Below are 19,857 nucleotides of genomic sequence, written 5' to 3' on the forward strand. Positions count from 1 at the left end.
TATAACATAATAATAATAATGTAATGTATAAGCACCTTAGAGTTACGCTTGCTAATACACTCCGCCGCTTAGAACACCAACTCAACATATTAGATAAATATCTAAAAGAGGAAGACTATTATCCACTATGGGTATGGCATGAAAATGATCCAAGCAGAGCTAGAATACAAGTACGACAGATAGTAACCGCTATCGACTACTGTGACGGCCAAGACCCAGTCTCTACCCGGATATGCCCTGCATTAGTGGGAGTTGGTACAACTACGCTAACACTTATCCAGCAAATCAATGAAACCAAAGCAGCCCTGCATCAGGCCTTAAAAAACATGGATGGTATTAAAATTGAGGAGTGGACAACTCACAATACTTATTCATTAAAGCCTTTGATTAAAATTACTCTTGCCTCTTTAGGGCACGCCCGATTACACCGTCGACAAGCAATACGAAAATTCGTTACCCTAGAGGATACACCCGAGTCAGTGAGCTTTATTTGGAGTCGATTACCAAAAATAGAGAGTATCGATATTAAAGAAGCTTATCAGCGCTTGGAGACCCGTCTTGAAAAAGGCTCTGGCAGTGCTTTATTAATAGAGGAGGATTTACGGCGCTTAAGCCAGCTTAATCCCAATGATCGCCTTGCTATTATTGCCCCTCCGCATATTCATCCTCGAGCGAATATCGCTTGGTTTACTGAAGAGGGAACCACACGACGCGCGCAAAAACGGGCAGTGATCCCTATTTTTTATCCAGCTACTCGTTACGATAGCCTTCCTCGACTTCGACCGCTACCCGATGATCCTCAATTACAAGGATTAAGATTACGACGTAACGATGCCACTATTGAAACTACACCTTATTTATTAACAATTAGAGCACATCGGTATTTACATTAACCTTTATTCAGATAATTAATACCAAGATTGACATACGTAATTTTTTAATCCGGTTGTTAAAAATCATGTTATCACTTAATGCGTCATTGTTTATTTAAGGGTAAAGGCAGAGAAGGGCTTTTTAACAAGGTTTTTTTAAGGAATTTGTTTTTAAGTAAACAATATATTTAACATAATATATATTATGCGAAGTAAGGTAGGTTAACAGAAGCATTCGCCTCAAGAAACAGAAAAATCATATGCTAAGCTGCTGTATGGGTGCCCATACCATCATATGGTAGTAGTTTTTCATCGATGCTTTGTCCTGAATTGAATAAAGTGCAGTTGAACTAGCCAATTCGCTCCTTATGGCACAAGGTATATACTTTGACAATAATCGATGTTAGGGAAATGATCATTAGTGAAATACGAGAGCAAACGAGGCCATCATATGCAAAACAAGACCATTTTTGTGCAGCCTGGCGGCGGTTTCAACAGGGTCACCATCGGCCAAAGTGAAGCCGCAGCGCCCAAACGTGGTGAGATCAGCGTGCGCTTGCGTGCCACTTCGCTTAACTTCCATGACTATGCGGTGGTAACAGGCATGCCAGGGTTCGTGTACGATATGCCGCGTATCCCGATGGCCGACTGTGCCGGTGAGGTGATGGCGGTGGGCGAGAGCATCACGGAGTTTGCGGTGGGCGATTCCGTCATCAGCACGTTCTTCCCGATCTGGCTGGACGGCGAGCCCAACGTGCACGATTTCTCCACCGTGCCAGGCGACGGCATTGATGGCTACGCCCGCGAACAGGTCACTGCCGCGGCGACCTCATTTACACACGCGCCCAAGGGCTGGAGTCACGCCGAAGCAGCGACCTTGCCAACTTCTGCGACCACAGCGTGGCGCGCACTGGTGCAGGAAGGGCGCATCAAGGCCGGCGACATCGTTCTGGTACAAGGCTCCGGTGGCCTCTCTACCGTAGCGCTGCAACTGGCCAAGATGCTGGGCGCTACCGTGGTGGCAACGGTGTCCAATGACGCCAAGGCGAAACGCGCCAAGGCGCTGGGGGCTGATTTCACTGTTAACTATCGGGAAGACAAGTCTTGGGGCGAGACGGTGCGCAAGCTAACGGGTGACTGCGGCGTCGACATCGTGACCGATATCGCTGGCCCAACGACCTTGGAGCAGTCCGTGCACGCGGTGCGCACCGGAGGCACCATCGTGATGATCGGCTTGATCGGCGGGATGGAATTCACGCTGCCGATCCTCCCAGTGCTAGCTCGACAGGTGCAGATGAAATCCATCATCGTGGGCAGTCGCAAGAACCAGCAGGACCTAGTGCGAGCCATCGACGCCAGCGGCTATCGTCCGGTGCTGGATCGGCATTTTAATCTGGATGCTATCGTTGAGGCTTTCCGTTACCAAGAAAGTGGGCAACACTTTGGCAAGATCATTCTGGACATATAATATAACAATTTCTGCAATGATCATCTTCATTATGTATTATTGAAATACACATACATAATCACATTTCTCATCAGATCTACTACCTTTTCTTGGATAGACTGAATCTTACATGCTGCAATTATTTTTCCGCCGCTATAAGGAGAAAAAATCTGCAACTCCCATCTTGGATCTTTACGAAGAATTTGCGTTTGCGTTATAACATCAGTACAAATCTTTCTAGCCTCAGATCTACTTGCATTAATGGTTATATCGATACGATGATCGTTACTAATAACACATTCTTTAACAGGTACAAGATTAGTATTACTTTTTATTGAAGTACAAACTTTATCTTTATCCGTACTTGAAACATTAGAAGATGTACGATTTACCCACCCATGATTAATACCGATAATGACACCTAGTATAAAAAGGAATATAAAAATAAAATTTAGCCGAATAGCGTTTAATGTGACTGTTATCATTTTAATACCGTATTTTATTTATTAAATAATGAATAAACTTTCAGATCAAAATAACTATCATAGTAAATTCCCGCAAAAAAAAGGGCTAATTTACCTTAACCATGCCGGGATATCCCCTTGGCCACATCAAAGTGCAGATGCAGTAAAACGTTTTGCTGATGAAAATACTACCATTGGCGCTTGGCACTATTCTCGCTGGGGAATAAAAGAACAACAATTACGTAAACTCGTTTGCCGTTTGATCAATGCCCCTTCAATAAATGACATTGCTTTAATCAAAAATACCTCTGAAGGCTTATCTATTATTGCCCATGGCCTAGATTGGCGAGCGGGTGATAATATCGTAACTAGCAATCAAGAATTTCCTTCTAATCTCATTCCTTGGCAAACGCTCTCTGAATTAGGGGTTGAACTTCGTAAAGCCAATTTAATGGCAAGTATTACCCCTGAAGATTCATTAATGAGCCTAGTAGATAAGAGAACCCGACTACTGACTATAAGCTCAGTCCAATATGCTTCGGGATTAAAAATAAATTTAGAACGACTAGGGCAATTTTGCAAAGAACGACAGATTTTATTTTGTGTAGACGCTATCCAAAGTTTAGGCGCGCTAAATTTTAATTGCCAAGCTATCAATGCTGATTTTGTAGTGGCAGGTGGGCACAAATGGATGTTAGGACCTGAAGGCATAGGTATATTTTATTCTTGTTCTGAGGCTCGGGAAAAACTACAAATCCATCAATTTGGATGGCATATGGTAGAAGATTCTAAGAATTATGAGCACCAGGATTGGCGTATTGCTCAATCTGCCCGCCGATTTGAGTGCGGTAGCCTTAATATGATAGGAATTATCGCCCTTAGAGAAAGTTTAAGCTTATTATTAAATGAAATAGGCATAGCTGAGGTAGAGAAATCAGTGCTCACCAATACAAGCTATCTTATTGAGCGAATCAAAGCAGAATCAAAGCTACAATTATTATCATCTAATGCTGAAACACAACGTTCCGGCATTGTTATCTTCAAGCACCACGAGGTAAATCAATCCGCCCTCTACCAATATCTTATGGATAAAAGAGTCATTTGCGCCTATCGTGGAGGAGGGATTCGATTTTCTCCTCATTTTTATACTTCCATAAAAGAGCTTAACCAAGCTTTAGAGTTAGTTCTAAAGTTTTCAGGATAACTCCAATTAAGTAGCTAAAGAAAACAAAGAGAAGAAGTTCTCAGCTGTTAAATCCTCAATAACAGTTACTGGAGCTTGCCGTAATTCAGCAACACATTGAGCTACATATCGAACATAGGCGGGTTGATTAGATTTTCCTCGGTAAGGTACTGGTGCAAGATAGGGTGAATCAGTCTCTATTAATAATCGATCAGCGGGTATTTTTGTCACTACTTTCCGTAAAGAATGAGCGCTATTAAAAGTAATAATCCCAGAAAAAGAAATATAAAACCCTAAATCTAACCCCTCTTTTGCCATTGCCCAATCTTCAGTAAAACAATGTAACACGCCTCCTATTTCATCTGCGCCCTCTTCTTTTAAAATACGTAAAGTATCTTGTTTGGCTTGCCTAGTATGGATAATCAGGGGTTTTTTACACTTCTTTGCGGCTATGATATGAATCCGTAACCGCTCTCGCTGCCATTCTAGATTGCCTTCACTACGGAAATAGTCTAGACCTGTTTCCCCAATTGCTACTACTTTTGGAAGCATTGCTAGTTTAATGAGCTGTTCAACAGTAAGCACAGTGTTTTCATGCGCATTAGGATGTATTCCTACAGAAATTGAGATCTCATTATATTTTTGCGCTAATGCGCAGATATCGGGGAAACTCTCTAAATCCACGGATACGCATAGCATGTGGCCAACCCCAGATTCTTTGGCGCTTATCATCACTCCATCTATGGATCCCTCAAGCTGAGTGAAATCAATTAAATTTAAATGACAATGAGAATCAATTAACATAACTTACATTGTATAGGTGAGCTTTTCAGAATTTATCATATCCGCTAAATAAGTCTCAATTTTAGTCCGTACTGTACTACCGTTTATATCATCATTAAATTGAATACCAATCCCCACAGCTCTACTGTTTTGCGCTCCTTTTGGCGTAACCCAGACAACCTTACTCGCAATATGAGTTTTCTGTGCTTCATCAAGTAATAACAGCTGTATAAAAACAGTATCTCCAATGGAATAACTTTTACTCGTAGGAATAAATAATCCTCCATTTTTAATAAAGGAAATATAGGCGTGATAGAGTGCATTAATATCCTTAATTGTTAGAGATAATACGCTTTCTTGAGTAGAAGTGAAGTCCGGTGAATTAAGGGTATTCACAATAATCCTCATTGAAATATAAAAACCAATCAATTAATAATTTTTCTAATAAGAGCTGAGAATTGACGCTAGATTGACTCTTCCATAACCACAAATCATGCTCAATTCGCTTTAAGAAAGAGAACAATATATCAATTTGAATTTTTTCAGAAAAAAATTGAAGTAAATGAGCTATATCAGGATTTATTAGCCATTGCGTAGATACTTTGTTTTTAATTCGAATCATATCTTCAGCAAATGTTAATACCCAATATAACGGCTCTTCCAGATCTTCCTTAAGCCAATTTTGCGCTATATCAAGAAAGGTTATTTTCTCTTTACTCAGAAAAAAAAGATCATTAATTAATTGTTCTCGAAAGGACAATAAGCTTTGGTCTATATATTTTAAAGCCCTTAAGGGTGCTCCTCCTACCAATCTTAACAAGCTTATTAAATCCAAGTTTTGAGTGGAGGGTACGTGCTGTTGCAGCCAAATTTTCGCCTCCTCTAGTGGAGGAGGTATAAACCATAATTGCTGGCAACGGCTGCGGATAGTGGCTGGGAGTTGTGAACATATATTAGTAATAAGAATTATTACTGAATCACCTGGCGGCTCTTCTAATACCTTAAGTAAACTATTAGCAGCGCTTAAAGTCATTATTTCTGCAGGATAAATAATCGCTGTTTTAAATCTTGATTTTTTTGCGCTAAGAGTAAGTTGATGATGAATCTGCCGAATATGATCTACAGAAATGCCTTGCCTTCCCTCTTGAGGTGAAATCTTAATATGATCAGGGTGACTCCCTACCTGCTGTAGGTAACATCCAGAACAAAAATTGCAACCTTGACCATCATTTTGAGGCTGTTCACAGGTTAGCGCCTGAATTAGCTTAGAGGCAAAAATACACTTTCCCATACCTGCAGGGCCTGCTAACAATAACGCATGGGGCATACGTCTTGCCGCTAAAACAGACATTATGGTATTCCAATGGAATTGATGCCATGAGTAAAGCTCAGACATGGAGGTGTATTTCTAAAAATGGAGTTATTTCCCGTTGAATAGCCTGTTGTATCTCCACCAATGATAAGGAAGCGTCAATTAAACAATAGCGCTTTAGATTATTTTTAGCTAAGGAAAGATAAGCCATCCGAACCCGATCAACAAAATCTACTGACTCTTGCTCAAAACGATCTAATTGCTGAGATCGAACTAGAGCTCGTTTCATCCCCACACTAGCTGGGAGATCAAAAATTAAAGTAAGATCAGGATGAAAACAACCTAGCGCCCAATTTTCAAGTATTGAAATATCTGACAATGGCAATCCTCTGCCACCCCCCTGATAAGCATAGCTTGCATCTGTAAAACGCTCGCACAGTACCCATTTACCGGCAGCTAAGGATGGGGAGATAATTTTTTGAACGTGCTCTATACGTGCTGCAAATATTAACAACAGCTCAGTATTAGCCGATATACTCTCAGATCTTGGGGTAAGTAATATCTCCCTAATTTGCTCCCCCAACATAGTACCTCCCGGCTCCCTAGTTACCGTTACAGTCTTTCCTGAGGCTTCTAAGAGTTGCTGAATAAATTTAATATGGGTACTTTTCCCTGATCCATCTATACCTTCAACTGATATAAAACAGCCTCTTCTCATAGTTCTTCACTTTAAATTTCTAGGCTGATTACTCAGGATTCCTAGCTGATAAGCCTGTACCGCCACATTATGTTCCTCAAGGGTAGAGGAAAAATAGTGGCTACCATCGCTCTGTGCTACAAAATATAGCGCTTCCCCTTTATCTGGGTGTAGCGCCGCATGCAACGACTCAAGACTAGGCATACAGATAGGGGTTGGAGGAAGCCCGAGACGGGTATAAGTATTATAAGGGGTATCTGTTCTCAGATCTTGACGCCGTAAATTTCCATTAAAATCCTTTCCTAAACTATAAATAACAGTAGGATCAGCTTGTAGTCGCATTCCTTTTCGCAATCGCCGTATAAATACCCCAGCAACTAACGGTCGTTCCTTTGGCAGTGCAGTTTCACGTTCAATAATAGAGGCTAAAATTAAAGCTTCATCAGGGTTTCGATAGGGAAGATCAGGTGCGCGGGCTTCCCATTCTTGTATTAAGTGCTGTTTCATTAGCTGATAAGCTCGATGTAAAAATTCAAAATCAGTAGTGTCCGTAGGAAAAAAATAAGTATCAGGAAAAAATCGACCTTCTGGATGTTCCTGGGAATAGCCTAAAGATGCCATAATTTCAGATAAAGGTACTTGCTTTAAAGTCTGGTTAAGATGAACACTATTTCTAATTGCTATCATCATCTGTGAAAATGTCCACCCTTCTACTAACGTTAAGCTATGTTGGGCTATTTTTCCAGATACAATTTGTTGTAAAAACTCTGATACCGCAGCTTCTGGCTGAATATAGTATTCACCGGCCTTAATATTTCGTGATACCCCCCTCCAACGAGCTAATAACTCTAAATATAATGGGTAATCTAAGAAACCTTTTTGATATAGATCAGTAGCAACAGAGTGTATTGTGGCCCCTTTTGGAATTACAAAATAAGATCCTTTGGAATTAACGTGAAGGAGATGATAGCTAAGGTGATCATATTTAACCTTTGTCCATACGCCTAAAATGAACCCGCTAATTATCAATAAAGAAAGAAAAAATCTATCCATTGTGCTACATTTTAGCTACCTACAAAATAATTGTGCGCTAATCAAGTTACGTAGTCGCTGTGTTAGCGAGCCTAATGGATACTGTATGTTATTAAGAGAGCGCACTGGCCATAGCCCAATTAAGCTATTACAAATGAAAATTTCTTCTGCTCGTGTAATATCCACCAGAGTGAGGGGTTGTATTTTAGCCATTATCCCTAAAGCTAAGGCTTGATTTAATATAAACTTCCGCATAACTCCGGCTACTCCACAGTAGCTTAAATCAGGCGTTTGCAGGTCTCCATTTTTGGCAATAAACAAATTACTCATGGTTCCAGAAATAATATTATTCTGGCTGTCGAGCATTAGCCCCTCAGAAATCCCGGGATCGATCCATTCATTTCTAGCAAGTACTTGTTCTAATCGATTAAGGTGTTTTATTCCTGCTAGATAAGAGTTGCGACCTAAAGGAGTATTACAAACTCGAAGCCTAATCCCATACTCACTAGAAATAGTTGGATAATCTGGCCAAGGATGTATTGAGAGTATTCGAGTAGATTGGGATTGCGGCTGGGGTTGATAACCTCGATCACTAACCCCTCTAGTCACAATGATTTTAAGAACCCCGCGAGAGATACCTTGGCAAAGCGTTGTAATTTCTTTGTTTAAAGTTTCCCGTTTTGGTAGGGGTAATGATAAGCGATAACAACCGGCTTCTAGCCGTTTTAAATGAAGTTCGTAAAGTATAGGGCTTTCTTTATAAATAGCTATGGTCTCAAATAATCCATCTCCGTACTGTAGCCCCCGATCAGCAATTGAAATTTTATGGCTAATTTGGCCATTTACAAGAACTTTTAAGGGTATTAAGGGTAAAGCCAAAGCTTCAGGTAAGCCAAATATTTTTTACTGTAGCTGGCGGAAAATCAATGAACCATTAGTACCACCAAATCCAAAAGAGTTAGAGAGGGCTACTTTAATTTTCATCTCGCGTGCAATATTAATAATGTAATCCAAACCTTCACACTCTGGATCAAGGTTAAAGATATTAATCGTAGGAGGTGCCACCTGATCCCGAATAGCCAATACAGAAAATATAGCTTCAATACCCCCAGCAGCTCCAAGTAAATGCCCAGTCATAGATTTAGTAGAACTTACAGCTACTTTTCTGGCATCCTTTCCAAAGGTAGTTTTAATAGCAAGGGTCTCTACTCGATCACCAATAGGAGTTGAAGTTCCATGGGCATTGATATAATTTACCTCATCTACATTCAGGCGTGCAGCTTTTAAGGCATTCGCCATACATCGACTTGCCCCTTCTCCATTTTCAGAAGGCTGAGTTATATGATAAGCATCAGCACTCATGCCATAACCGATCATTTCGGCATATATCTTTGCGCCTCGTTTCCTAGCATGCTCTAGCTCTTCTAAAACTAAAACCCCAGCGCCATCACCTAGAACAAAGCCATCACGATCCTTATCCCAAGGACGACTAGCAGTTTGCGGATCTTCATTACGAATAGATAAAGCACGAGCGGAGGCAAAACCACCAAGCCCCATGGGAGAGGTAGCCATTTCAGCCCCACCAGCAATCATCACCTGCGCATCACCGCGCTGAATAATATGCATTGCCTCACCGATATTGTGAGTCCCTGTCGAACAAGCAGTTACAACAGCAATATTTGGACCCTTCATTCCATAAAGAACAGACAAATTACCAGCAAGCATATTAATAATATTGCTAGGCACAAAAAAAGGAGAAATCTTTCTTGGCCCGCCTTGGAGATAGCCTTCATGCCCAATTTCAATTCCACGTAGACCCCCAATACCTGATCCAAGTGCAATGCCAATCCCGGTAGCATTAGCCTCATTAATCTCTAGCCCTGAATCTTCAATAGCCTGTTTAGCTGCAGCAATACCATACTGAATAAAAAGATCCATCTTTCGAGCATCCTTAAGCGGAAGATAGTCCTCAACCTGAAATTCCTTTACTGCACCACCAAAGCGGACAGAAAATTTAGAAACATCAAAATGGGTAATGGGTTCAATACCGCTTTTACCAGCCAGTATATTAGCCCAAGCTTCTTCAACACTTAAACCCATTGGGCAAACTGTGCCAAGACCAGTAATAACAACTCTCCTTTCAGACAAAAATCTACTCCCTTTTACTTACCTTTAATTGAGAAATATGGCCACATTACAACAATCTCGCAACACGGCCTTATTCCTATAATAAATTTTAAGAAAAATTGCAAATTTTATTTATTTTGACGTTCTTTAATATAATCGATAGCTTCCTGAACAGTAGATATTTTTTCTGCTTCTTCGTCAGGAATCTCACATTCAAAAGCCTCTTCCAACGCCATAACAAGCTCTACGGTATCTAGCGAGTCAGCGCCTAAGTCATCTACAAAAGATGACTCATTAGTTACTTCTTCAGGGTTAGCTCCAAGTTGCTCAATGACAATTTCCTTAACCCGAGCTTCTATATCATTCATAACAGTTTGTTTCTCCACAATAGAAAACGCATCAATATTAACTGCAAAAGCAAAATATATTAATATTACAAATCTAATTCATATAGAGTCCGCCATTGACATGTAAAGTTTCTCCCGTGATGTAGCCTGATTCTGGGCTTGCAAGAAATGCAACTACGGCAGCAATTTCTTCTACTTTACCTAATCGATTAAGTGGGATATGGCTTAGTAAATTTTCTCGCTGATCATTATCTAAAATACGAGTCATATCCGTGTCAATAAAACCGGGAGCTACAGCATTTACAGTGATTCCACGGGATCCAACCTCTCGAGCAAGGGCTTTAGTAAAACCAATCATCCCAGCTTTTGCTGCTGCATAATTGGTTTGCCCAGCATTTCCCATTACACCCGTTACAGAGGTAATATTAATAATACGCCCCCAATAAGATTTGAGCATATTTTTAAGGCATTTTTTTGAAAGATGATAGATCGAGGTAAGATTAGTATTTAATATAGCTTCCCACTCCTCATCCTTCATTCGTATTAGTAAATTATCACGAGTGATACCCGCATTATTCACTAAAATAGCAGGATGACCTAAATGGTCTAAGATATTAGCTAGTGCTAAATCAATTGAAGATTTCTCAGCAACATCTAGTACGATACCCTTACCTGAGTAGCCAGAATCAGCAAGAAAGTTAGTTATCTCATCTGCACCAGCTTTTGAGGTAGCCGTTCCAGCAATTATTGCCCCTCGATCAGCAAGTGCTGTAGCAGTAGCTCGGCCAATACCTCGACTAGCACCAGTAACTAGTGCTATTTTTCCATCCAATCCCATTACATCTCTCCAGTTATCTTTAACGCCTTATCAAGGCTATCTTGATCATAGACTGGCAGTATTACTATGTTTTTTTCAATTCTTCTAGTAAGCCCAGTTAATACCTTTCCAGGACCACATTCAATCATCGTATCTACCCCTTGGGACTTTAGCCATAATAAGGTTTCAACCCAACGAACAGGATGATCTAGTTGGCGCACCAAGGCACTACGAATAGTATTGGGATCACTATTAATAGCTACATCAACATTATTTACTACTGGAATAATAGGCGCTTCAATTGCAAACTCTGATAAACGTTGATTAAGCCTTACGGCTGCTGGCTTCATAAGGCTACAGTGAGCAGGGACACTCACTGGAAGAGTTACAGTTTTAGCTCCCGCTCTACAAGCATATTCCACAGCTCGGTTAATAGCACTAACATGACCAGCAATAACCACTTGGCCAGGAGCATTAAAATTAGCAGCTTCTACAATTTGATCCTGAGAGGCTTGTTGGCAAATATTTTTAACGATCTCATCTGAAAGACCAAGGATGGCGACCATTGCTCCTTCATTTTGAGGCACAGCCTCCAGCATATAACGGGCTCTGTCTGCAACTAACGCTACAGTTGCCCTAAATCCAAAAGCTCCAGCGCAAACCCAAGCAGTATATTCTCCTAAACTGTGCCCTGCCATAAAATCTGGAACCTTTCCACCCATAGCCCGCCAAGATAGCCAAATAGCTGTACCTGCTGTTAACATCGCGGGCTGGGTGCGATCAGTTTGATTTAAACTATCTTTTGGGCCCTCTTGTGCTAATTGCCACAAATCATATCCCAAAACAGTAGAGGCTTGGATAAAGGTCTCCCGTACCTTAGGGTGAGTCTCAGCTAGGTTCGCTAGCATACCCATCGCTTGTGAGCCTTGCCCAGGGAATAAAAAAGCTAATTTACCCATCTATTCAATATATTAATAATGCAGAACCCCAAGTAAAGCCACCACCAAAAGCTTCAAGAAAAAGCGTATCTCCTCGTTTAATACGCCCATCGCGAATAGCAATGTCAAGCGCTAATGGGACTGAAGCCGCAGAAGTATTTCCATGAGAATCGACAGTAACAATCACCCGATCCATAGAAAGATTTAACTTTTTCGCTGTTGCCGTAATGATTCTAATATTAGCTTGGTGAGGAATCAGCCAATCTATTTGTTCTTGACTCATATTATTAGCTGCTAAAGTTTCCTCAACAATTTTCTCTAAAGTGCGGACTGCCACCTTGAAAACTTCACTTCCTTGCATCTGAACAAAAGCAGTTCCTTGCTTAAGCACGTCATAGGATTCAGAAATACCTGCAGGTACGGTTAATAGGTGCTGATAACTACCATCAGCATGAAGGTGAGTTGACAGTATTCCTGGCTCTGAGCTAGCTTGAAGTATCACTGCTCCAGCACCGTCACCAAAAAGTACACAAGTGGTACGATCACTCCAATCAATAATACGAGAAAAAACCTCAGCACCAACTACTAAAGCAGTTTTAACGCTTCCAGTGCGGATAAATTTCTCTGCTATGCTTAACCCATAAATAAAGCCTGTGCAAACTGCTTGAATATCAAAAGCCGCAGGTCCATTAACTCCTAGCCGCTGTTGAAGCAAGCAAGCTGTACTCGGAAACACCCGATTAGGTGTAGTGGTGGCGACTATAATTAATTCAATTTCCCGAGCCTGAATACCTGCAGCGTCTATAGCATTTCGGGCTGCGATTTCAGCAAGATCGCAAGTTGTTTGTTCCGAGTCGGCCACATGTCGTTTTTTGATCCCTGTTCGCTTAGTAATCCATTCATCAGAGGTATCCACCATCTGCTCTAAATCAGCATTTGTAAGTACCTTTTCCGGAAGAAATCCTCCGGTTCCTATGATACGAGCGTAGCTCAAACAACCTGCCCCTCTACTAACCACGGCTCCAGATAAGCGCTAATATGCTTTGGCACATTCTTGCGTGTTTCAATAATTGCAATATGAATGGCATGTGCAAAAGCGGTAATATCTGCTCTCCCATGACTTTTAATAACCACTCCATTAAGCCCAACTAAATTAGCCCCATTATAGCGACGAGGATCCATTTGTTGTCTAAAGTTTTTAAGTACAGGCAAAACTAGCAACCCTATTAAGCGAGTAAAGATACTTTGCTGAAAAGACTCCTGCAGGTAATGCTGCACTAGTCTAGCCACTCCTTCACTTGATTTAAGCGCTACATTACCAACAAAACCATCACAGACAACTATATCAACTTTGCCCTCGTAAATATCATCTCCCTCTACAAATCCAGCGTAATTTAAATGGCTATGGGATAATATGCGATCTGCTTGCTTAACTCGTTCATTACCTTTTATAATTTCAGATCCAATATTTAGCAAACCTATAGAAGGATCAGGGATATTATCAATAGCATTAGCTAATACTGATCCCATTAAAGCAAACTGGTATAAATTTTCAGCGCTAGAATCTACATTAGCTCCTAGATCCAATAAGTAGCAATGGCCACGAATCGTAGGTAAAGCAGAAATAATGGCGGGTCGATCAATTCCAGGAAGGGTTTTAAGCACAAAACGAGCAATTGCCATTAAGGCTCCAGTATTGCCTGCGCTTACGCAAGCATTAGCCTCTCCTGTTTTAATCAAGTTAATCGCTACCCGCATTGAAGAGTCTTTTTTAATACGTAAAGCTTGAGAAGGAGCCTCATCCATCTCAACTTTTTGTGAAGCATGCTGAATAGATAAGCGGCAGCCTAATACTCCATGATGCTTCTTTATTAAATCATGTAACTGATCTTGATCTCCCGTTAAAATCAATTTCACACCATCTACTTCAGATAGTACCTTAATTGCAGCAGGGACTATTACTTGCGGTCCATAATCCCCTCCCATCGCATCTAGCGCAATAGTAACACTCAATGCTAAATCATCCCTAGTCTTCTTCTTCGGTTTCAGTTTTGCTTATCAGTACTTTTTTGCCACGATAAAAACCATCTGGTGTTATATGATGCCGACGATGGGTTTCTCCGGAAGAGTGATCCACTGAGAGAGACGGATTCTTTAACGCATCATGCGCCCGGCGCATGCCACGTTTAGATGATGTTTTTCTATTTTGCTGAACAGCCATCTTAATACTCCTTACATTTTTACCTTATTTCTTTTCTATATAATTCTACTAGTTGATAAATCTCACCTTTGGTACATTCGCCCACCGGGTGTCTAGCAACAATAGGTATTGATAGTAGCAGCTCTTCTTCCACTAAACTCCACAAAGAAGCGGTTTCTGCTGGTTTTACAATCCAAGGCTCATACTCATCAGGCCATAAAGGTATTTCTGATAAACTTACCATTAACCCAACTTGGATTATAGAATCAATAGTAGTCATTAACCCATGCAAGCAGCGCTGGCAAGTTAAGTTTAGGCATGCTTCAATCTTGCCTTGTATGAAATAGCGATCTTTTCCATCATAATCAAATTTTAACTTAGCCTGAGCATATCCTTTTTGATCTAGAAGTTCATAAGCTAATCGTGGCATTTGAGAAAATGGAACATAACCCTCAATGGATCGCCTAGATCTCGCTAGCTGCCAAGGAAATACACAATCAGGCAATCTTGATAACATGAAAGAAATTACGAATTTTAGCGATCTAGATTATAGCTGTCAAAATTTTAGTAAATTTAAAGACATAGCTAACTTATTATACATTATACGGCGTTGTAAATTTCAATAGGATTGATATCAGCTTTATCTTGGCCAAATCTAGTATTATCTGAACGCTGGCTTTCTAACCATCTTAGATATCCAATACCTACATTACCAGTTATATAATCACCTGTAAAACAAGAAGTATCAAAACGTATCAGAGTCGGATTATATTTCCGAACTGCTTCAATAAGATCAGGTAAATCTTGGTAAATTAACCAATCAGCTCCTAAAATATCAGCTATCTTTTTCTCAGTACGGCCATGAGCGACTAACTCACTTGCTATTGGCATATCAATACCATAGACATTTGGGTAACGAACAGGAGGTGAGGCAGAAGCAAAATACACTTTACGAGCTCCTGCGTCCCTTGCCATTTGTATAATTTGCTGAGAGGTAGTTCCACGCACAATAGAATCATCAACAAGCAATACATTCTTACCTTTGAACTCCAGATCCATTGGGTTAAGTTTTTGGCGAACTGATTTTTTCCTCTGTCTCTGGCCAGGCATGATAAATGTTCGTCCAATATATCGATTCTTAATAAACCCTTCTCGATATACAACCCCTAAAGCATAAGCTAGCTGTAAGGCAGCACTACGGCTAGTATCAGGGACTGGAATAACAACCTCAATATCATGATCAGGTCGCTCCCGTAGTATTTTTTGGGCAAGCTTTTCTCCCATCCGCATACGGGATTTGTGTACAGAAACATTATCTATCATTGAATCTGGGCGTGAAAAATAAACATATTCAAAAATACAGGGAGAATGTAACGGACTATCAGCGCATTGCTGGGTATGGAGTTTGCTATTTTTATCAATAAAGATAGCCTCTCCTGGGGCTATATCACGAACTAACTCATATCCAAGAGCATCAATAGCTACGCTCTCAGAGGCAATAATATATTCTATTTTACTTAACCCAGCACGCTTACCAAAAACTAAGGGGCGAATTCCATAAGGATCTCGAAAAGCCAATATGCCATAACCCGCAATCATTGCGATGACTGCGTATGCTCCTCGGCAGCGACGATGTACATGAGCTACTGCAGTGAAGAGATCGCTGGGCATCATACGTATTTTATTTAACTGCTGTAATTCATGAGCAAGAACATTAAGCAATACTTCAGAGTCAGAACTCGTATTAATATGCCGCTTATCGGCTTGAAAAATAGCCTGTTTTAATTCTTCAGAATTAATTAAATTACCATTATGAGCAAAAGTAATACCATAAGGAGAGTTAACATAAAACGGCTGTGCCTCTGCCGAAGAAGCGCAGCCTGCAGTTGGGTAACGAACATGGCCTATCCCTATTTTACCCTTAAGCATTAACATATGCCGAGTATGGAATACATCTTTTACTAGCCCATTATCTTTACGTAGATATAATCGGCCATTATCGTAAGTTACTATACCGGCAGCATCTTGCCCACGATGTTGTAATATCGTGAGACCATCATATAAATCCTGATTAACCTCTTGTTCGGCAATAATACCAATAATACCGCACATCCTTATCTCTCTATTTTGGTTTAAAATCGGATATGTTCAGCAATATCAGGAGGTATAAAACTTTGAGTCCATATGGCAAGATCCTGAAAATAACCAAGTAATTTTGAGCTCTGCCACCATGGATCCTGAGGTATAGGAGTCATACCAGCAAATAAAACTAATATTGTAACTATAGCCACCCCTCGAAAGAGGCCAAAAAAAGCACCCAGCACATTATCTACCTCTGTTAATCCCGCTGTTTCCACTAGCTTGCCAAGAAAAGAATTAGCAATAGCAACTAATAGTAATGTACTTAGTAAGAGTAAGAAAAAGGTAATTGCTAATTGTACTGAAGGGGGGATAGAAAAGGAGCTAGGGAACCATTGAACCGCTTGATGTAAAAAATGTAAAGCAACCCAGAATGCTACTATCCACGCAATAAAAGATAAAACTTCTTTTATTAATCCTCGCATTAAGCCAACAAGGCTAGATGTTAGAATAATTCCAATAATTAGATAATCTATCCAGATCAAACTACTCTCCTTTCTTCTATAAAAAAGAAGTATAATTCTGTTTTTAGCTAGAGTTATCAGATGGTAGGATAATTAAAGTTTCAGCTCCTAATTGATGCTCTAGTTTTTGTTTCAAATTTTGAATATTTCCTTCAGAGCCTACGTCTACTCTTACCTTATAGATTATCGTTGTTCCACGTTGTACTGTCTCTATAAATGCTTTATAACCAAAAGAGACTACCTTATCACGTAAGTGTTGAGCATTTTTTTTATAAGAAAAGCTACCTATTTGAATCAATCGCTCACTTTCTGAGAAAATCTGAGTTAGATTGGCTTGACCATCATTCAGTGCTTGGGAATCCTCTTTACCGTGCTCTACCTGAACATCAGTAATAGATAACCCTTGCTCCTTACTTGCCCTTATCTCAACATCTGCAGAGTTATTATTACCCAACCGAATGCCAACAGGCTGTCGTAACAATAAAGGGATAAAAATAACTCCTATACTTATCAATATTGCTGCACCGACTAACCGTTGTTTTATATTCTGCTCAATCACAATATAATTAAAAAATTATAGAATAATACTAATGAGCTCTTGCAGGTTCTGATTTTCCTCGACGTTCTATAGAACCTTTTTTCCTTTTATTTACGATAGCTGCATCGTCTACTTTTTTTGCCTCTGGCATTCTCTGTAAAGCAATGGCAAGCGCGTCTTCAATCCATTTAACTAGGCGAATATTAATATTTTGCTGAATATTCTTTGGGATATCAGCTAAATCTTTACTGTTTTCTTCGGGAATTAAAACAGTATCAATTCCGCCACGTAAGGCTGCAAGTAATTTTTCTTTAACCCCACCAATAGGTAGTATTTCCCCGCGCAAGGTAATCTCCCCCGTCATCGCTACATTAGCGCGTACTGGGATATCGGTCAAGGTTGATACCAAAGCTATGCACATACCAACTCCAGCACTTGGACCATCTTTAGGAATAGCTCCCTCTGGCACATGAATGTGCAGATCATAATTCTGATAAAAATCAGGATCGATACCTAACCGCTCTGCTCGGTTACGTACTACTGTGGTTGCCGCCTGAATTGACTCTCGCATAACATCACCCAAATGCCCAGTATAAGTCGCCTTACCTTTTCCGGGCATAATTGCTGACTCAATTGTTAGCAGGTCACCTCCTACCTCTGTCCAAGCTAATCCAGTTACCTGACCCGTCCGATCCTGATCATCTGCTCGTCCAAAACGATAGCGTCTAACTCCTAAGAATGAATCTAAATTACGAGTATTTACAGCTACTTTTTTAATAGTAGGATCTAATTGAACCCGCTTAACTACCTTACGACAAATTTTAGAAATTTCTCTCTCTAAATTACGAACCCCTGACTCTCGTGTATAGTAACGAATGATATCCTTTACAGCACCTTCTGAGAGGGTTAGCTCGTTCTTTCTTAGGCCATTGGCTTTAATTGATTTTGGGATAAGATAACGAGTTGCAATACTAACTTTTTCATCCTCGGTATAACCTGAGATTCGAATAACCTCCATCCTATCAAGTAAAGGATCTGGGATGTTCAAAGTATTCGCAGTAGTAACAAACATCACCTCTGAGAGATCATAATCTACTTCTAAATAATGATCATTGAATGTATGATTCTGCTCAGGATCTAGAATCTCTAATAAAGCTGATGCAGGATCACCACGAAAATCCATCGCCATCTTATCAACTTCATCTAATAAGAATAGAGGGTTTTTAGTACCGTTTTTAGCTAAATTTTGGATTATTTTCCCAGGCATTGATCCGATATAAGTTCGACGATGCCCTCTAATCTCAGCTTCATCGCGAACCCCTCCTAAAGCCATGCGAACAAACTTACGATTGGTCGCTCTGGCAATAGAGCGGGCAATAGAAGTTTTACCTACCCCAGGTGGGCCTACTAAACATAAAATTGGTCCTTTAAGCTGCTTAACCCGCTGCTGTACAGCAAGATATTCCAGAATTCGCTCTTTAACTTTTTCTAAACCATAGTGATCAATCTCAAGGACTACCTCTGCTTGAGTTAAATTAGATCGAACTCGATTCCGTTTTTTCCACGGTACACTTACTAGCCAGTCGATGTAGTTACGAACTACAGTTGCTTCAGCCGACATGGGCGACATCATCTGTAGCTTATTAAGCTCTGCTATCGCTTTATTTTTAGCCTCCTTAGGCATACCAGATTTTTCAATCTTATTAGTAATATCCTCAATCTCATTTGGTGCATCCTCAAGCTCGCCCAGTTCTTTCTGAATAGCTTTCATCTGCTCATTTAAATAATACTCCCGCTGGCTCTTTTCCATTTGCCTCTTAACGCGCCCACGAATACGCCTCTCTACTTGAAGGATATCAATTTCAGACTCTAAAAGACCCAGTAAGTGCTCCAGCCGTCCTTTAATGCTATCAATCTCTAAAATAGCCTGCTTCTCTTCTATTTTAAGCACCATATGCGCTGCAATGGTATCTGCTAGTCGCCCTGAATCATCAATGCTTGATAGGGAAGAGAAAACTTCGGGGGGTATTTTCTTATTAAGTTTAACGTATTGCTCAAATTGATTGAGTAAAGATCGAGTAAGTACCTCTATCTCTCGATCATCTTCTTCTGCATCTTGATACTGAAATAATTGTGCGCAGAAATAATTTTCTGTATTAGTATACTGTCGAACCCGCGCCCGTTTGATTCCCTCTACCAGTACCTTAACTGTACCATCCGGTAACTTAAGCAGCTGAAGAATATTAGCTAAAGTTCCAATACCGTAAATATCTTCAACTTGAGGATCATCTTGAGCTGGATTTTTCTGAGCCACTAGTAATATTTGTTGGTTAGCTTCAATCGCAATTTCAAGCGCTTTAATAGATTTCTCTCGCCCAACAAACAGTGGAATCACCATATAAGGATAAACAACGACATCCCGTAACAGTAGTACCGGTATAGAAATCTCTTGTATTTCATCTATATCGGTTTTCACGCCGTCTTTGTCCATAATAAG

22 protein-coding genes are annotated in these 19,857 nt (G+C 40.3%); 3 read left to right on the forward strand and 19 right to left on the reverse strand.

Features of this window, described 5'->3' with window-relative positions; genetic code table 11:
- Nucleotides 1-23: 23 nt before the first annotated feature.
- Together TAO_RS05330 and TAO_RS05335 are read left to right on the forward strand one after the other, a co-directional pair.
- Entirely contained in the window at nucleotides 24-893 is an 870-nt protein-coding gene (locus tag TAO_RS05330) for a DNA replication terminus site-binding protein (protein WP_096526952.1), read from the forward strand.
- Nucleotides 894-1,293: 400 nt separating this feature from the next.
- On the forward strand, nucleotides 1,294-2,340 hold the full coding sequence (locus tag TAO_RS05335; protein ID WP_231910594.1) for a zinc-dependent alcohol dehydrogenase family protein: 1,047 nt from the start codon (nucleotides 1,294-1,296) through the stop codon (nucleotides 2,338-2,340).
- A gap of 29 nt (nucleotides 2,341-2,369) precedes the next feature.
- On the opposite strand, the gene TAO_RS05340 is transcribed toward TAO_RS05335, so the two are convergent.
- The gene (locus TAO_RS05340; RefSeq protein WP_096526953.1) at nucleotides 2,370-2,804 is read right to left on the reverse strand and encodes a hypothetical protein; all 435 of its coding nucleotides are present in this window, start codon (nucleotides 2,802-2,804) and stop codon (nucleotides 2,370-2,372) included.
- A gap of 28 nt (nucleotides 2,805-2,832) precedes the next feature.
- Here TAO_RS05340 and TAO_RS05345 point away from each other — a divergent pair, with 28 nt between their 5' ends.
- On the forward strand, nucleotides 2,833-3,987 hold the full coding sequence (locus TAO_RS05345) for an aminotransferase class V-fold PLP-dependent enzyme (RefSeq protein ID WP_096526954.1): 1,155 nt from the start codon (nucleotides 2,833-2,835) through the stop codon (nucleotides 3,985-3,987).
- Between the two features lie 6 nt (nucleotides 3,988-3,993).
- Here the strand turns inward: TAO_RS05345 and TAO_RS05350 are convergent, their stop codons facing one another.
- From TAO_RS05350 to lon, 18 genes are all read right to left on the reverse strand, one after another.
- The gene (locus TAO_RS05350; RefSeq protein ID WP_096526955.1) at nucleotides 3,994-4,770 is read right to left on the reverse strand and encodes a TatD family hydrolase; all 777 of its coding nucleotides are present in this window, start codon (nucleotides 4,768-4,770) and stop codon (nucleotides 3,994-3,996) included.
- Between the two features lie 3 nt (nucleotides 4,771-4,773).
- Nucleotides 4,774-5,145: a PilZ domain-containing protein gene (locus TAO_RS05355; RefSeq protein WP_231910595.1), complete on the reverse strand. Its 372-nt coding sequence runs from the start codon at nucleotides 5,143-5,145 to the stop codon at nucleotides 4,774-4,776.
- Nucleotides 5,132-6,145: a DNA polymerase III subunit delta' gene (locus TAO_RS05360; protein WP_096526957.1), complete on the reverse strand. Its 1,014-nt coding sequence runs from the start codon at nucleotides 6,143-6,145 to the stop codon at nucleotides 5,132-5,134. The genes TAO_RS05355 and TAO_RS05360 overlap by 14 nt, the downstream gene beginning before the upstream one ends.
- Nucleotides 6,138-6,779 carry a dTMP kinase gene (gene tmk / locus TAO_RS05365; protein WP_096526958.1) on the reverse strand — a complete coding sequence of 214 codons (642 nt, stop codon included), beginning with the start codon at nucleotides 6,777-6,779 and terminating at the stop codon, nucleotides 6,138-6,140. The genes TAO_RS05360 and tmk overlap by 8 nt, the downstream gene beginning before the upstream one ends.
- Before the next feature lie 6 nt (nucleotides 6,780-6,785).
- Entirely contained in the window at nucleotides 6,786-7,811 is a 1,026-nt protein-coding gene (mltG, locus tag TAO_RS05370) for an endolytic transglycosylase MltG (protein WP_096526959.1), read from the reverse strand.
- Nucleotides 7,812-7,826: 15 nt separating this feature from the next.
- Nucleotides 7,827-8,669 (reverse strand): aminodeoxychorismate lyase, encoded by an 843-nt coding sequence (gene pabC, locus TAO_RS05375; RefSeq protein WP_231910596.1) that lies wholly within the window; start codon nucleotides 8,667-8,669, stop codon nucleotides 7,827-7,829.
- A gap of 24 nt (nucleotides 8,670-8,693) precedes the next feature.
- A complete protein-coding gene (gene fabF / locus TAO_RS05380; protein ID WP_096526960.1) occupies nucleotides 8,694-9,938 on the reverse strand; it encodes a beta-ketoacyl-ACP synthase II in 1,245 nt (414 codons plus the stop codon).
- 107 nt (nucleotides 9,939-10,045) lie between these two features.
- A complete protein-coding gene (gene acpP / locus TAO_RS05385) occupies nucleotides 10,046-10,285 on the reverse strand; it encodes an acyl carrier protein (protein WP_096526961.1) in 240 nt (79 codons plus the stop codon).
- A 73-nt stretch (nucleotides 10,286-10,358) separates the two neighbouring features.
- A complete protein-coding gene (fabG, locus tag TAO_RS05390; protein ID WP_096526962.1) occupies nucleotides 10,359-11,102 on the reverse strand; it encodes a 3-oxoacyl-ACP reductase FabG in 744 nt (247 codons plus the stop codon).
- Nucleotides 11,102-12,040 carry an ACP S-malonyltransferase gene (gene fabD / locus TAO_RS05395; RefSeq protein WP_096526963.1) on the reverse strand — a complete coding sequence of 313 codons (939 nt, stop codon included), beginning with the start codon at nucleotides 12,038-12,040 and terminating at the stop codon, nucleotides 11,102-11,104. Before fabD ends, fabG begins: the two co-directional genes overlap by 1 nt.
- Before the next feature lie 4 nt (nucleotides 12,041-12,044).
- Entirely contained in the window at nucleotides 12,045-13,013 is a 969-nt protein-coding gene (locus TAO_RS05400; protein ID WP_096526964.1) for a beta-ketoacyl-ACP synthase III, read from the reverse strand.
- Nucleotides 13,010-14,032: a phosphate acyltransferase PlsX gene (plsX, locus tag TAO_RS05405; protein WP_096526965.1), complete on the reverse strand. Its 1,023-nt coding sequence runs from the start codon at nucleotides 14,030-14,032 to the stop codon at nucleotides 13,010-13,012. The genes TAO_RS05400 and plsX overlap by 4 nt, the downstream gene beginning before the upstream one ends.
- A gap of 13 nt (nucleotides 14,033-14,045) precedes the next feature.
- Nucleotides 14,046-14,240 (reverse strand): 50S ribosomal protein L32, encoded by a 195-nt coding sequence (rpmF, locus tag TAO_RS05410; protein ID WP_096526966.1) that lies wholly within the window; start codon nucleotides 14,238-14,240, stop codon nucleotides 14,046-14,048.
- 19 nt (nucleotides 14,241-14,259) lie between these two features.
- Nucleotides 14,260-14,736 carry a YceD family protein gene (locus TAO_RS05415; protein ID WP_096526967.1) on the reverse strand — a complete coding sequence of 159 codons (477 nt, stop codon included), beginning with the start codon at nucleotides 14,734-14,736 and terminating at the stop codon, nucleotides 14,260-14,262.
- 83 nt (nucleotides 14,737-14,819) lie between these two features.
- Entirely contained in the window at nucleotides 14,820-16,331 is a 1,512-nt protein-coding gene (gene purF / locus TAO_RS05420; RefSeq protein ID WP_096526968.1) for an amidophosphoribosyltransferase, read from the reverse strand.
- Between the two features lie 20 nt (nucleotides 16,332-16,351).
- Nucleotides 16,352-16,843, reverse strand: a complete 492-nt coding sequence (locus tag TAO_RS05425) for a CvpA family protein (protein WP_096526969.1) — start codon at nucleotides 16,841-16,843, stop codon at nucleotides 16,352-16,354.
- Nucleotides 16,844-16,886: 43 nt separating this feature from the next.
- On the reverse strand, nucleotides 16,887-17,381 hold the full coding sequence (locus tag TAO_RS05430) for an SPOR domain-containing protein (RefSeq protein ID WP_172419063.1): 495 nt from the start codon (nucleotides 17,379-17,381) through the stop codon (nucleotides 16,887-16,889).
- A gap of 28 nt (nucleotides 17,382-17,409) precedes the next feature.
- A complete protein-coding gene (gene lon / locus TAO_RS05435) occupies nucleotides 17,410-19,851 on the reverse strand; it encodes an endopeptidase La (protein WP_096526971.1) in 2,442 nt (813 codons plus the stop codon).
- Nucleotides 19,852-19,857 lie beyond the last annotated feature (6 nt).

This window comes from Candidatus Nitrosoglobus terrae (assembly GCF_002356115.1).
GTDB classification, from domain to species: domain Bacteria; phylum Pseudomonadota; class Gammaproteobacteria; order Nitrosococcales; family Nitrosococcaceae; genus Nitrosoglobus; species Nitrosoglobus terrae.

Bases quoted from the DNA above. Each gene is read 5' to 3' on its own strand.
- mltG (WP_096526959.1), bottom strand. From the start codon at position 7,811: ATGGATAGATTTTTTCTTTCTTTATTGATAATTAGCGGGTTCATTTTA.
- TAO_RS05415 (WP_096526967.1), bottom strand. From the start codon at position 14,736: ATGTTATCAAGATTGCCTGATTGTGTATTTCCTTGGCAGCTAGCGAGA.
- fabG (WP_096526962.1), bottom strand. From the start codon at position 11,102: ATGGGATTGGATGGAAAAATAGCACTAGTTACTGGTGCTAGTCGAGGT.
- TAO_RS05350 (WP_096526955.1), bottom strand. From the start codon at position 4,770: ATGTTAATTGATTCTCATTGTCATTTAAATTTAATTGATTTCACTCAG.
- tmk (WP_096526958.1), bottom strand. From the start codon at position 6,779: ATGAGAAGAGGCTGTTTTATATCAGTTGAAGGTATAGATGGATCAGGG.
- rpmF (WP_096526966.1), bottom strand. From the start codon at position 14,240: ATGGCTGTTCAGCAAAATAGAAAAACATCATCTAAACGTGGCATGCGC.
- acpP (WP_096526961.1), bottom strand. From the start codon at position 10,285: ATGAATGATATAGAAGCTCGGGTTAAGGAAATTGTCATTGAGCAACTT.
- purF (WP_096526968.1), bottom strand. From the start codon at position 16,331: ATGTGCGGTATTATTGGTATTATTGCCGAACAAGAGGTTAATCAGGAT.
- TAO_RS05345 (WP_096526954.1), top strand. From the start codon at position 2,833: ATGAATAAACTTTCAGATCAAAATAACTATCATAGTAAATTCCCGCAA.
- TAO_RS05330 (WP_096526952.1), top strand. From the start codon at position 24: ATGTATAAGCACCTTAGAGTTACGCTTGCTAATACACTCCGCCGCTTA.
- TAO_RS05340 (WP_096526953.1), bottom strand. From the start codon at position 2,804: ATGATAACAGTCACATTAAACGCTATTCGGCTAAATTTTATTTTTATA.
- TAO_RS05360 (WP_096526957.1), bottom strand. From the start codon at position 6,145: ATGTCTGAGCTTTACTCATGGCATCAATTCCATTGGAATACCATAATG.
- lon (WP_096526971.1), bottom strand. From the start codon at position 19,851: ATGGACAAAGACGGCGTGAAAACCGATATAGATGAAATACAAGAGATT.
- fabD (WP_096526963.1), bottom strand. From the start codon at position 12,040: ATGGGTAAATTAGCTTTTTTATTCCCTGGGCAAGGCTCACAAGCGATG.